Origin of the sequence: Streptomyces sp. NPDC002054, from assembly GCF_040296685.1 — a bacterium.
Taxonomy (GTDB): Bacteria; Actinomycetota; Actinomycetes; order Streptomycetales; family Streptomycetaceae; genus Streptomyces.
In genome coordinates this window covers 20,460-33,377 of sequence record NZ_JBEOXT010000035.1, presented here as the reverse complement: position 1 = coordinate 33,377, position 12,918 = coordinate 20,460, and the positions used below count along the sequence as shown (strand labels likewise).

Genomic DNA, 12,918 nt, shown 5'->3' with positions numbered 1-12,918 from the left:
GTGGAGAACCTGATTGCGCTGCTGATCGCGGCGCCGCTGCTCGGAGCGGCGGTGCTGCTGTGCGGCGGCCGGCGCCTCGACAAGGCCGGCCACTGGATCGGCACCCTGCTGGCCGCCGTCTCCTTCGGGATCGGCGTGGTGCTGTTCGTCGACATGCTGGGGCTGAGCGCGGACGACCGCACCCTGACCCAGCAGCTGTACACCTGGATCCCGGTCGAGGGCTTCCAGGCGGACGTCGCCTTCCAGCTCGACCAGCTGTCGATGACCTTCGTCCTGCTGATCTCCGGCGTGGGCACGCTCATCCACGTGTACTCGATCGGGTACATGGAGCACGACGAGCGCCGGCGCCGATTCTTCGGCTATCTGAACCTGTTCCTCGCGGCGATGCTGCTGCTCGTCCTCGCCGACAACTACCTGCTGCTGTACGTCGGCTGGGAGGGCGTGGGCCTCGCCTCGTACCTGCTCATCGGCTTCTGGCAGCACAAGCCCAGCGCGGCCACCGCCGCGAAGAAGGCCTTCCTGGTCAACCGGGTCGGCGACATGGGCCTGTCGATCGCCATCATGATCATGTTCACCACCTTCGGGACCTTCGCCTTCGGCCCGGTGCTGGCTTCGGCGGACAAGGCCTCCGAAGCCACCCTGACCGGCATCGGCCTGATGCTGCTGCTGGCCGCCTGCGGCAAGTCCGCCCAGGTGCCGCTGCAGTCCTGGCTCGGTGACGCGATGGAGGGCCCGACCCCGGTCTCGGCCCTGATCCACGCGGCCACCATGGTGACCGCCGGCGTGTACCTGATCACCCGGTCCGGTGCGATCTTCAACGCGGCTCCGGACGCCCAGCTCGCGGTGGTCGTGGTGGGCGCGGTCACGCTGCTCTTCGGTGCGATCATCGGTTGCGCGAAGGACGACATCAAGAAGGCCCTCGCCGGGTCGACGATGTCGCAGATCGGCTACATGATCCTGGCCACCGGCCTCGGCCCCATCGGATACGCCTTCGCCATCATGCACCTGGTGACGCACGGCTTCTTCAAGGCCGGGCTCTTCCTCGGCGCCGGCTCCGTCATGCACGGCATGAACGACGAGGTCGACATGCGCAGGTACGGCGGCCTGCGGAAGTACATGCCGGTCACCTTTGTGACCTTCGGCCTGGGGTACCTGGCCATCATCGGCTTCCCGGGGCTGTCCGGCTTCTGGTCCAAGGACAAGATCATCGAGGCGGCCTTCGCCAAGGGCGGCACCGAGGGCTGGATCCTCGGCTCGGTCACCCTGCTCGGCGCGGCCATCACGGCGTACTACATGACCCGGGTCATGCTGCTCACCTTCTTCGGCGAGAAGCGCTGGCAGCCGGACGAGCAGGGGGAGCTTCCCCACCCGCACGAGTCGCCCAAGTCGATGACTCTCCCGATGGTCGTGCTGGCCTTCGGATCGGTGTTCGCGGGAGCGCTGTTCAGCTTCCACGACTCGTTCGTGAACTGGCTGAAGCCGGTCACCTCCTTTGAACACGGACACCCGCCGCTGAGCGCCGGGGCCATCACCGCCTCGACCGTTGTGGTCCTGCTCATCGGTGTCGGGATCGCGTACACCCAGTACGGCCGCAAGCCCGTCCCGGTCGTCGCCCCCCGCGGCTCGCTCCTCACCCGGGCGGCCCGCCGGGACCTGCTCCAGGACGACTTCAACCACGTCGTGCTGGTGCGCGGCGGCGAGCACCTGACCCGCTCGCTCGTGTACGTCGACCACACGCTGGTCGACGGAGTGGTCAACGGCACGGCCGCCTCGGTCGGCGGACTGTCGGGCCGGCTGCGCAAGCTGCAGAACGGCTACGCCCGCAGTTACGCGGTGTCGATGTTCGGGGGCACGGCGGTCCTGATCGCCGCCACCCTGCTGATGAGGGCGGTGTGACATGAACTTCCCGCTTCTGACGGTGACGGCCGCTCTCCCCGCGGCCGGCGCGATCCTCACGGCGGCCGTACCGGCCGCCCGCCGGACCGCCGCCAAATGGCTCGCGCTGCTCGTCTCCCTGGCGACGCTGGCGCTGGCGGCGCTCGTCGCGATCCGCTTCGAGCCCGGCGGCGCCCGCTACCAGCTCACCGAATCCCACGCCTGGATCCCCGACTTCGGGGTCCGCTACGAGGTGGGCGTGGACGGCATCGGAGTGGCGCTGATCGCGCTCACCGCACTGCTGATCCCCTTCATCATCGCGGCCGGCTGGCACGACGCCGACCCCCTCGAGACGAAGAGCTCGCGCTGGCGGCCGACCCAGGGCTTCTTCGCCCTGATCCTGATGGTCGAGGCGATGGTGATCATCTCCTTCGCCGCCACCGACGTCTTTGTCTTCTACGTCTTCTTCGAAGCCATGCTCATCCCGATGTACTTCCTCATCGGCGGCTTCGGGGACCGGGCACACGCAGGCACCGACGAGAACGCCGCCGCCCAGCGCTCCTACGCCGCGGTCAAGTTCCTGCTCTACAACCTGGCCGGCGGCCTGATCATGCTGGCCGCGGTCATCGGGCTGTATGTGGTCGCCGGGACCTTCTCCCTCCAGGAGATCGCCGACCTGCGCGCCGCGGGCAAGCTCGACATGGCGACCAACACCGAGCGGCTGCTCTTCCTCGGGTTCTTCTTCGCCTTCGCGGTGAAGGCCCCGCTGTGGCCGCTGCACACCTGGCTGCCCAATGCCATGGGGGAGTCCACCGCCCCGGTCGCCGTCCTCATCACCGCGGTGGTCGACAAGGTCGGCACCTTCGCGATGCTCCGCTTCTGCCTCGGCCTGTTCCCCGAGGCCAGCAAGTGGGCCACCCCGGTGGTCCTGGTCCTGGCCCTGATCAGCATCGTGTACGGCGCGCTGCTCGCGGTCGGCCAGCGGGACATCAAGCGCCTGGTCGCCTACGCCTCGATCTCGCACTTCGGCTTCATCATCCTGGGCATCTTCGCGATGACCTCCCAGGGCCAGTCCGGCGCCACCCTCTACATGGTCAACCACGGCCTGTCGACGGCGGCGCTGATGCTGGTGGCCGGGTTCCTGATCTCCCGGCGCGGCTCCCGGCTCATCGCCGACTACGGCGGTGTGCAGAAGGTGGCCCCGGTGCTCGCCGGCACCTTCCTGATCGGCGGCCTCGCCACCCTCTCGCTGCCGGGCCTCGCCCCGTTCGTGAGTGAGTTCCTGGTGCTGGTGGGCACCTTCGCCCGGTATCCGGTGGTCGGCATCATCGCCACCTTCGGCATCGTGCTGGCCGCGCTCTACACCCTGGTGCTGTACCAGCGCACCATGACCGGCCCGGTGAAGGAGGAGGTCCGGTCCATGCCGGACCTGCGCCTGCGGGAGGTGCTGGTCGTCGCTCCGCTGATCGCCCTGCTGATCTTCCTGGGCGTCTACCCGAAGCCGCTGACCGAGATCGTCAACCCGGCGGTGCAGCACACCATGTCCGACGTCAACGAGAAGGACCCCAAGCCGACAGTGCCCACCGTGGAGGCGGCGAAGTGAACGTCCTGAGCGCCGACGCGATCGAACGGATCCCGGCACCGCACATCGAGTACACCCAGCTCGCCCCCACGCTGATCGTGATCGGCGCGGCCATCCTGGGTGTCCTCGTGGAGGCCTTCGTACCGCGCAAGTCCCGCTACTACGTCCAGGTGTTCCTCTCCGTCGCGGCTCTCGCCTCCGCCTTCGCGGCGGTGGTGGCTCTGGCCGCCGGCGGGTACGGGACCACCAAGGCGCAGGTCGCCGCGATGGGCGCCATCGCGGTGGACGGCCCCGCCCTGTTCCTCCAGGGCACCATCCTGCTCGCCTCGGTCGTCGCCCTCTTCACCTTCGCCGAGCGGCGCCTGGACCCGGCCGCGCACGGCAACCGGGTCGACTCCTTCGCCGCCCAGGCCGCCTCGGTCCCGGGCAGCGAGAGCGAGAAGGCCGCGGTCAAGGCCGGGTTCACCACCACCGAAGTGTTCCCGCTCGCCCTGTTCGCGATCGCCGGAATGCTGATCTTCCCGGCAGCCAACGACCTGCTGACCCTGTTCATCGCGCTGGAAGTGTTCTCCCTCCCGCTGTACCTGCTCTGCGCCGTCGCCCGCCGCCAGCGGCTGATGTCGCAGGAGGCCGCGATCAAGTACTTCCTGCTGGGCGCGTTCTCCTCGGCCTTCCTGCTGTTCGGCATCGCCCTGCTGTACGGCTACGCGGGCTCCGTCTCGTACGCCGCCATCGCCGACGTCGTGGACGGCACGGTCGCCACGCTGGACCCGGCGCTGGCCTCCACCATGGGCAATGACGTGCTGCTGCTGATCGGCGGCGCGCTCATCCTGATGGGCCTGCTGTTCAAGGTCGGCGCGGTGCCCTTCCACATGTGGACCCCGGACGTCTACCAGGGCGCGCCCACCCCGGTGACCGGCTTCATGGCCGCGGCGACGAAGGTGGCCGCCTTCGGCGCCCTGCTCCGTCTGCTGTACGTGGTCCTGCCCGGCCTGCGCTGGGACTGGCGGCCGGTGATGTGGGGCGTGGCGATCGTGACGATGCTGGCGGGTGCGGTCATCGCCGTCACCCAGACCGACGTCAAGCGGCTGCTGGCCTACTCCTCGATCGCGCACGCCGGCTTCATCCTGGCCGGTGTGATTGCCACCTCGGAGGAGGGGATCTCCGCGGTCCTCTTCTACCTGGCCGCCTATTCCTTCGTGACGATCGGTGCGTTCGCCGTGGTCACGCTGGTGCGCGACGCGGGCGGCGAGGCCACCCACCTGTCCAAGTGGGCCGGTCTGGGCCGGCGTTCCCCGCTGACCGCGGCGGTCTTCGCCGTCTTCCTGCTGGCTTTTGCCGGTATCCCGCTGACCAGCGGGTTCTCCGGAAAGTTCGCGGTGTTCAGCGCGGCGGCGGCGGGCGGCGCGGGTGCGCTGGTGGTGGTTGGTGTGATCTCGTCCGCGATCGCCGCGTTCTTCTACATCCGGGTGATCGTGCTGATGTTCTTCAGCGAGCCGAAGGCCGACGGCCCGACGGTGGCGGTGCCGTCCCCGCTGACGATGTCCACCATCGCGGTGGGCGTCGCGGTGACGGTGGTGCTGGGCGTGGCCCCGCAGTACTTCCTGGACCTGGCGGGCCAGGCAAGCACCTTCGTCCGCTGACCGGCCTGTTCATCCCGCAGGGCCCGGCTCCCCGATTCGGGGGCCGGGCCCTGCGGCATGTGGTGCTAGTGGTGGCCGTGTGCCGGCGTGGTCGTGGTGGCGGTGGTCTTCTTGGTCTTGGGGCAGGTCAGGGCCGTGTTCCAGTTGTGGAAGCGGCCCGCCGGGTTGTGCTTGTAAGCCCACATGTGCAGGTCGTAGTGCTTGGGCATGCCCTTCCAGTGGCCGGGCATCGGGCCGTCGAACGGCAGGCCGAACATCGTCGGCCGGTCGTCGGCGGTCTTCAGGTCCTGGTCCCGGTCGGTGACCATCCACTCCACCGCCTGGAGCTTGCGGCGGCCGTGTTCGTCGGTTTCCGCGCTGTAGACGAGCGCGGTGGGCCTGCTCGGGTCGGTCGAGCCCCAATAGGCGTCCTTGACGTAGTGGAAGCCCATGGAACCGGCCCCGAACGGGTTGTTCATGCACTCGCCGTGCTTCACATACCCGTCCTTGATCGCCAGCCGCTCGTCCACGTACTTGGCGGTCACCGCGATGGCAATGGCCATGTCGCGCATCGCGCGGTGGTTGCGGGGGTCGGGGGCCGGGCCCTCCACCGCGTGGGACGCCGGTACGACCGTCAGGGCAAGGGACGCGGCAGCCGCGCAGGTGAGGGCGGTCTTGAGGTGACGGGCGGTCATGGGGACTCCTCGCGGTGGGTGTACGGAGCTACGGGCCTGCCCGGGCCCGTCCGTCCACCCTGGCGGCCCGCCCGGCGCGGCGCACGCGGGCCGCGCCCAATGGGGGTGCGCCGCGCGGGGGATCAGGTGGAGGGTGCCGCCGCCCGGGTGGCGTACGCGCGGACGTCCGCGTCCGGGTCGGTGACCGCCGAGGCCAGTGCCGCGCCGGCGTCCGGGGCGTTCCGGTGGGCCGTCAGGGCCAGCACCGCGGCCTTGCGGACGTCGGCGTTCGGGTCGGCCAGCGCCTTCGCCAGCGCGGGCACCGCCAGGTCGGCCGGAGCCGCCGACAGGGCCGTCGCGGCCCCGGCCCGGACCTGCCACGCCGTATCACCGAGAGCAGCCGCGGCCCGCTCGGCGTGCCCGGCCGGGCAGCCGGTCGTGGCCAGCGCCGCCAGCGCGGCACCCCGGACCAGCGGGTCGGCGTCGTCCAGCAGCGGCTCCAGCAGCTCCAGCGGCTCCGGCGACTCCGGCGACTCCGGCGCGGGCGCGCGCACCGCCGCGAGGCCCTTGGCGACCGCGACCCGCACCTCCCGGGCCGGGTCGGCGGCGGCCGTGCCGAGGGCCTGGACGGCGTCCACGGAGACCAGGCCGCGGACCGCCTGGATCCGGACCCCCACCTCGGGGTCGGCGAGCGAACGGGCGTACAGTCCGGCGTCCCCCAGCCGGAGCGCACGCAGTGCTTCGAGCGCGGCCGTCCGGACGGCCGGGTCGGCGACGCCCAGCGCAGCCCGCAGCCCGGCGCCGAACTCCACTTCGCCCGGCAGTACTTCGAGCAGCTCGCGCAGCGACGCGGCGGCGGCCGAGCGGACCTGCGGCGCCGCGTCGGCGAGCCGCTCCGCGAGGGCGGGCCCGGCCCCGGCCGGCAGGGTCTCGGCGAGCGTGGCCACGGCCGCTGCCCGCACCGCGGGGTTCGGGTCGGTGAGGTACTGCCGCAGCGCGGCCAGGTCGGGCTCCTCCTCGCCGAGCGCGAGCAGCTGCAGCAGCCGCCCCTCGCCCGACCCGGAACTGGTTGTTCCGGCCGGGCTGTCGCCCGGGCTGCCGGTCGGGCTGTCGGTCGGGTCGCCGGCCGAGCCGCCCGTGGCGGTACCCGCGGCACCCGCAGCCGCTCCCGTGACAGCCGCGGGCCGGGCCGCCGCCGGCGCCGCGTCGCGCGGGCCGGCCGTGGCCACCGGGACGAGTGCGACCTCGCCCAGGTGCCGGGAGGGGCCGCCCGGCGGGTCGAATTCCGGGACGGGCACCACGTACGGCTCCACCGGCCGGGCGGTGAACTCCATCGCCCCGGACGGGGATTTGCGCAGGTCGAGGTGGTGCAGCCAGCCCGAATCGTCCCGCTCCGGGTGGTCCAGCCGCTCGTGGTACAGGCCCCACCGGGACTCCGTCCGGGCCAGCGAGGCCCGCGCCGCCATCTCCGCGCAGTCCCGGATGAAGGACACCTCGGCGCAGCGCATCAGCTCGTGCGGGGTGCGTGCGCCCATCTCCGCGATCTCCCCGGACATCCGGGTGAACGCCTCCACCGCCAGGGACAGCTTCGCCCCGGTCTTCGGCGGGGCCACGTAGTCGTTCACGAACCGCCGCAGCTTGTACTCCACCTGCGGCTGGGGCGGGCCGTCCGGATTCCGCAGCGGCCGGTAGATCAGCTCGTGCGCGTCGGCCAGCTGCCCGGCGGGCAGGGGGCCCTCGTACGCCCGGTGGCGGGCCGCGTCCGCGCCCGCCAGATCGCCGAAGACGAACGCGCCGATCATGTAGTTGTGCGGGACGCAGGCCAGGTCGCCGGCCGCGTACAGCCGGGGCACGGTGGTGCGGGCGTGCGCGTCCACCCGTACGCCCGAGGCCGAGTGGCCGCCGCACAGGCCGATCTCCGAGATGTGCATCTCGATGTCGTGGGTGCGGTAGTCGTGGCCGCGATTGGCGTGGAAGGTGCCGCGGGTGGGCCGTTCGGTGGAGTGCAGGATCGATTCGACGGCGCCGATCGTCTCCTCCGGGAGGTGGCTGAGCTTCAGGTACACCGGGCCCCGGTCGGAGGCGAGTTCGGCGGCGAACTCGGCCATCATCTGCCCGGACCAGTAGTCGGACTCGACGAACCGCTCGCCGTGCCGGTTGACCTGGTAGCCGCCGAACGGGTTCGCGACGTACGCGCAGGCCGGGCCGTTGTAGTCCTTGATCAGCGGGTTGATCTGGAAGCACTCGATCCCGGTGAGCGCGGCGCCCGCGTGGTAGGCCATCGCGTAGCCGTCGCCGGCGTTCGTCGGGTTCTCGTACGTGCCGTAGAGGTAGCCGGAGGCGGGCAGGCCCAGGCGTCCGCACGCTCCGGTCGCCAGGATGACGGCCCCGGCCCGGACGGTCACGAAGGCGCCGGTGCGGGTGTGGAAGCCGGCCGCGCCGATGGCCGCGCCGCTGTCCGGGTCGGTCAGGACGCGGACCGGCATCACCCGGTTCTCGATCCGGATCCGCTCGCGCATCTCGCGGCGCCGCAACTGCCGGTAGAGCACCTTCTTGACGTCCTTGCCCTCCGGCATGGGCAGGACGTACGAGCCGGACCGGTGGACCTGGCGGACCGCGTACTCGCCGTGCTCGTCCTTCTCGAACTTCACCCCGTACGACTCCAGGCGCTGGACCATGGCGAAGCCCCGGGTGGCGGTCTGCCGGACCGTGGACTGGTCGACGATGCCGTCGTTGGCGCGGGTGATCTCGGCGACGTAGTCGTCGGGCTCGGCGCGGCCGGGGACCACCGCGTTGTTGACCCCGTCCATGCCCATGGCCAGGGCGCCGGAATGGCGTACGTGCGCCTTCTCCAGGAGGAGCACGTTTGCGCCGCGTTCGGCGGCGGTGAGGGCGGCCATGGTGCCGGCCGTGCCGCCGCCGATGACGAGGACGTCGCAGGAGAGTTCCTCGGCCTCGCCGATCGCGGGGATGGCGACGGGGTCCGTGATGTCGGCGGTGTCGGTGGTGGCCACGGGTGGTGCCTTTCAGAGGGAGTCGAGGATGCGCTGCCGGAGGGCTGCGGTGTCGGCGCCGCGCTCGCGGGGGTGCGGCACGTCGAGCACGGCGCCGAGGCGTCCGGAGCCGAGGAGGGCGACCCGGTCGCCGAGGTAGAGGGCCTCGTCCACGTCGTGGGTGACGAAGACGACGGTCGCGCCGGTGTCGTGCAGGATCTCCACCAGCAGGTCCTGCATATCGGCGCGGGTCTGTGCGTCGAGCGCGCCGAAGGGCTCGTCCATCAGGACGGCGCGGGGGCCGCCGGCCAGCGCGCGGGCCAGCTGGACGCGCTGCCGCTGGCCGCCGGACAGCTGGTGCGGCAGTTTGTGGGCGTGCGCCGCGAGGCCGACCCGGGCCAGCCAGGAGGCCGCGGCCTGCCGCCGCTCGGCCCGGGTGCCGGCCCGGCGGATTGCCAGCGGCAGCTCCACGTTGGCGCGTACGGTCCGCCAGGGCAGCAGGGCGTCGTCCTGGAAGACCAGGGCGCGGTCGGCGTGCGGGCGGGTGATCGGGGTGCCGTCCTGGGTGACCCGGCCGTCGAGCGGGGCGAGCAGTCCGGCGAGGGTCCGGAGCAGGGTGGACTTCCCGCAGCCGGAGGGGCCGACGACGGCGAGCAGCTCGCCGGGGGCGATGTCGAGGTCGAGCCCGTCGAGGACGGGGTCTTCGCTCCTGCCGAGCCCCACCCCGCGCAGGGCGAGTTCGGCGCCGGTGGTGGGGGCGTACGTGGTCATGGCGTCAGCTCCTGCTCGGTTGCCTGCTGTCGGCGGGGGCCGGGTCCGCTGCCGGTGCCGCCGGCGGGTGCGGCGCGAGGGTCGGGGCGGAGCCCCGGGGGGCCGGCTTCGTGGGGCGGGCGCTGCGGCGGGCCGAAGGGTGGCGGGCTTCGGCCGGGCCGGGCGCAGGACGTGGCAGCCAGGAGGTGGCGCGGCGGCCCAGGAGTTCCACCGCGGTGGAGGTCAGCCAGCCGAGCGCGCCGATGGTGACCATGCCGACGAACACGCCGGGGTAGTCGACCACCGTGTAGTCCTGCCAGGTCCGGTAGCCGACCCCGTACTCGCCGGAGATCATCTCCGCCGAGATCACACAGATCCAGGCGACGCCGATCCCCACCGACAGTCCGCCGAAGATGCCCGGCAGCGCGCCGGGGAGGACCACCGAGAACAGGACCCGGGCCCGGCCCCCGCCCATGGTCAGGACCGCTTCCTCCCAGACCGGGGTCAGGGCCCGCACCGCGTGCCGGGTCGAGACCAGCACCGGGAAGAAGGCCGCGGTACAGGTGATGAAGACGATCCCCTGCTCGTTCGAGGGGAACAGCAGGATCGCCACCGGCACCAGCGCGATGGCGGGGACGGGCCGCAGCACCTCCGTCAGCGGGCCCAGCAGGTCCGCGGCGAGCCGGGAGCGGGCGATGGCCGTGCCGGCCGCCACCCCCAGCACGGCGGCCAGCAGGAAGCCCGTGACGATCCGGCGCAGACTGTACGTCAGGTCCTCCCAGTACGGGCCGGACCCGACCCGCTCCGAGAGCTCCGCGGCCACCTCGCCGACCGTGGGGAACTGCTCGAACCGCAGCCACAGGTTCAGGTCCAGCGAGGTCAGCAGCTGCCACAGGCCCAGCGCCGCCCCGAGCGAGACCGCCCGCAGCAGCCACCGCCCGGCCGAGGCCGTCATGAGGCCAGGCCCACGGCGTCCGCGTAGCTCACGATCCGGGCCCCGGCGTGCTGTCCGGCGTACGCCTGCGCGCCCGCCTCGGTCACGAAGGCCCGCAGCTCGGTGCCCTCGGCCACCCAGACCGCGCGGCCCGCGAACCACAGGGTGCCGGTCACCGCGTCCGGTACGTATGCGGCCCGTACGTCCGCCCCCTTGGCGGCCTTGAGCAGCTCGCGCGGGCTGTCGAAGGTACGCGTGCTGCTCTGCCCCTTCAGCCACAGCTCGGCGCGGGCTGCGGCCGGCTTCGGGAGGCCGGGGGCGCCCGCCGAGGCCGCGCGCAGCGGCGCCGGGTCCACGAAGGCGTCCACGTCCACCTCGCCCACCAGCTGTGCCTCCCGCAGGACCGGCACGTCCTCCTTCAGCGCGGCGATCAGCTCCGGCCGCAGCTCCGGGTCGAAGGTCGCGATGCCGTTCGCCCCGTTGTAGAGGTATACCACCTCGGCCGGCAGGCCGGTCTCCTTGGCCACCGACTCGGCGGCGGCGACCGGCTGGGACCGCAGGTGGTCCGTCGCCTTCCGCTGCGCGCGCAGGAAGTCCTCCAGTACCCCGGCCCGTTCGGCGGCGAACTTCTCCCGGACGGTCACCCCGTGGAAGGTCGGCAGGTTCAGCTCGGCCCCGTCGTACAAAGCCGTCGCTCGCCCCTCATAAGCCAGCTGCCCGGGCCAGGCCACGAACTGGGACAGCGCGTCCGCGCTGCCCGCCTGGAGGGCCGAAGCGCCCACACTGGGCTGCTGGTTGAGTTTCCGGATGCCCTTCTCCGGGTCGATGCCGGCCCGCTTCAGGGCCCGGACGAGCGTTCCGTCGGCCGCCGAGCCCACGCTCGTCGACACCCTCTTCCCGCGCAGGTCGGCCAGGGACTTCAGGGGCGAACCGGGGGCGGTGACGATGGTGTTGAGGCCGCCGTGCAGGTTGTAGCCGGTCACCGAGACCAGCCGGGTCGGCTGCTTCAGTTCCTTGCCGCGGGCCGCGTTGATGAGCAGCGGATAGTCGCCCATCGACCCGATGTCGATCTTCCCGGCGGTCATCTGGGCGGTGATGGGGGCGCCCGTCGCGTAGTCCTGCCAGTCCACCGTGTAGGTGACCCCGTCCTTCTTGCCGCGGGCCGCCAGCTCCTGCTCGAAGTAGCCGAGGGAGCGCAGCAGGGTGCCGGCGGTGACGGTGTTGATGGTCTTGGACTGGTAGCCGACGGTCACCGTGACCGTCTTGCCCTCCTGGCCGGCGTCGGCGCCGGCCTCGCCACCGCAGGCGGTGGCGAGGGGCAGCAGGAGTGCGGCGAGCGGGGCGAGCGGGTGGATGCGTCGCATGGGAGTCGGGCCTTTCACCGGAGCAGGTAGGGCATGTTGACGGTCACCGCGCCGGTGGGACAGCGGGCGGCGCAGGGGCCGCAGTACCAGCACTCGTCGACGTGCATATAGGCCTTGCCGTTGTCCTGGTGGATCGCGAGCGAGTCGAGCGGACACATGTCGACGCAGAGGGTGCAGCCGTCGATGCACTTGGACTCGTCGATGGTCACGGGCACGTCGGCACGCTGGGGCACCAGAGGCATGGCTGTCTCCAGGAGGGCAGGCGGAAGAGGGACTTCGGAGTTCAGAGCGAGCGGCGCAGCAGGCCGCTCATGGTGATCCGGTCGCCGCGGAAGCGGATGAATTCCAGGTCGACGGGACGCCCGTCGCGCAGGTGGGTGAGCCGCTCCAGCATCAGGACGGCCGCGCCCTTGGGCGCTTGGAGCACGGCGGCGGAGTGCGCGTCGGCGTTGACGGCTTCGAGGGTGATGTCGGCATGGCCGAGCGGCTGTCCGGCGAGGGATTCCAGCAGCCGGAAGACGTCGGTGTTCTCCAGGTCGCAGCCGAGGAGTCCGCTGCCGAGGTCCATCGGGACGTAGGTGAGGTCGAGGGACAGCGGAAGGCCGTTCAGCCTGCGCAGCCGCTCGATGTAGAGCACATCGGTGTGCTCGGGGAGGCCCAGCCGGTGGGCGACGGGTGCGGGCGCCGGCACCGGGCCCACGGTGCGGACCTCGTTGCTGACGGTGCCGTGCTCGTGCAGGGTCTCGGCGAGCCCCTGCAGGCGGTCGAGGCCGTGCGGGTATTTCTCGCAGACCACGACCGTGCCGACGCCGGGCTGCCGTTCGACGAACCGCTCGCCGCGCAGCAGGTCCAGGGCCTGCCGGACGGTGTTGCGGCTGGCCCGGTAGTCGGCGGCGAGGGTGTTCTCCAACGGGAGGACCCCGCCGGGGAAGGCGCCCGAGAGGATCTGGTGGCGCAGCAGGTCGGCGAGCTGCCGCGCCTGGTCCGCGCGCAGCCGTCGCCGCCGCGCGGCGTGGTCGAGGCTGCGTTCGGCTGGCATGGCAGGGAACGTACCGGCGGCCGGGCCGTGATGGTGTTGCCGCAGTATTGCGCCACCGGGCGGCTGATGTGAACCGCTCTGACCT

The 12,918-nt window shown here is 71.9% G+C and carries 10 protein-coding genes; 3 read left to right on the top strand and 7 right to left on the bottom strand.

The window, feature by feature from the left end; translation table 11 throughout:
• The 3 genes from nuoL to nuoN are packed head-to-tail and all read left to right on the top strand — an operon-like array spanning position 1 to position 5,100.
• Positions 1 to 1,896 (top strand): NADH-quinone oxidoreductase subunit L, encoded by a 1,896-nt coding sequence (nuoL, locus tag ABT123_RS28345; RefSeq protein WP_351319755.1) that lies wholly within the window; start codon positions 1 to 3, stop codon positions 1,894 to 1,896.
• Position 1,897: 1 nt separating this feature from the next.
• Positions 1,898 to 3,478 carry an NADH-quinone oxidoreductase subunit M gene (locus tag ABT123_RS28340; protein ID WP_351319753.1) on the top strand — a complete coding sequence of 527 codons (1,581 nt, stop codon included), beginning with the start codon at positions 1,898 to 1,900 and terminating at the stop codon, positions 3,476 to 3,478.
• Between the two features lie 5 nt (positions 3,479 to 3,483).
• Positions 3,484 to 5,100: an NADH-quinone oxidoreductase subunit NuoN gene (nuoN, locus tag ABT123_RS28335; protein WP_502971083.1), complete on the top strand. Its 1,617-nt coding sequence runs from the start codon at positions 3,484 to 3,486 to the stop codon at positions 5,098 to 5,100.
• Positions 5,101 to 5,165: 65 nt separating this feature from the next.
• On the opposite strand, the gene ABT123_RS28330 is transcribed toward nuoN, so the two are convergent.
• From ABT123_RS28330 to ABT123_RS28300, 7 genes are all read right to left on the bottom strand, one after another.
• The gene (locus tag ABT123_RS28330; protein ID WP_351319749.1) at positions 5,166 to 5,774 is read right to left on the bottom strand and encodes a hypothetical protein; all 609 of its coding nucleotides are present in this window, start codon (positions 5,772 to 5,774) and stop codon (positions 5,166 to 5,168) included.
• 122 nt (positions 5,775 to 5,896) lie between these two features.
• Complete coding sequence (locus ABT123_RS28325) at positions 5,897 to 8,767, bottom strand: fumarate reductase/succinate dehydrogenase flavoprotein subunit (RefSeq protein ID WP_351319747.1); 2,871 nt, start codon at positions 8,765 to 8,767, stop codon at positions 5,897 to 5,899.
• Between the two features lie 12 nt (positions 8,768 to 8,779).
• Positions 8,780 to 9,517 carry an ABC transporter ATP-binding protein gene (locus tag ABT123_RS28320; protein WP_351319745.1) on the bottom strand — a complete coding sequence of 246 codons (738 nt, stop codon included), beginning with the start codon at positions 9,515 to 9,517 and terminating at the stop codon, positions 8,780 to 8,782.
• A gap of 4 nt (positions 9,518 to 9,521) precedes the next feature.
• Positions 9,522 to 10,451 (bottom strand): ABC transporter permease, encoded by a 930-nt coding sequence (locus tag ABT123_RS28315; RefSeq protein ID WP_351319743.1) that lies wholly within the window; start codon positions 10,449 to 10,451, stop codon positions 9,522 to 9,524.
• The gene (locus ABT123_RS28310) at positions 10,448 to 11,794 is read right to left on the bottom strand and encodes an ABC transporter substrate-binding protein (RefSeq protein WP_351319741.1); all 1,347 of its coding nucleotides are present in this window, start codon (positions 11,792 to 11,794) and stop codon (positions 10,448 to 10,450) included. The genes ABT123_RS28315 and ABT123_RS28310 overlap by 4 nt, the downstream gene beginning before the upstream one ends.
• Positions 11,795 to 11,808: 14 nt before the next feature.
• On the bottom strand, positions 11,809 to 12,036 hold the full coding sequence (locus tag ABT123_RS28305) for a 4Fe-4S dicluster domain-containing protein (protein ID WP_351319739.1): 228 nt from the start codon (positions 12,034 to 12,036) through the stop codon (positions 11,809 to 11,811).
• Between the two features lie 41 nt (positions 12,037 to 12,077).
• Complete coding sequence (locus tag ABT123_RS28300; RefSeq protein ID WP_351319737.1) at positions 12,078 to 12,833, bottom strand: GntR family transcriptional regulator; 756 nt, start codon at positions 12,831 to 12,833, stop codon at positions 12,078 to 12,080.
• Between the last annotated feature and the right edge of the window lie 85 nt (positions 12,834 to 12,918).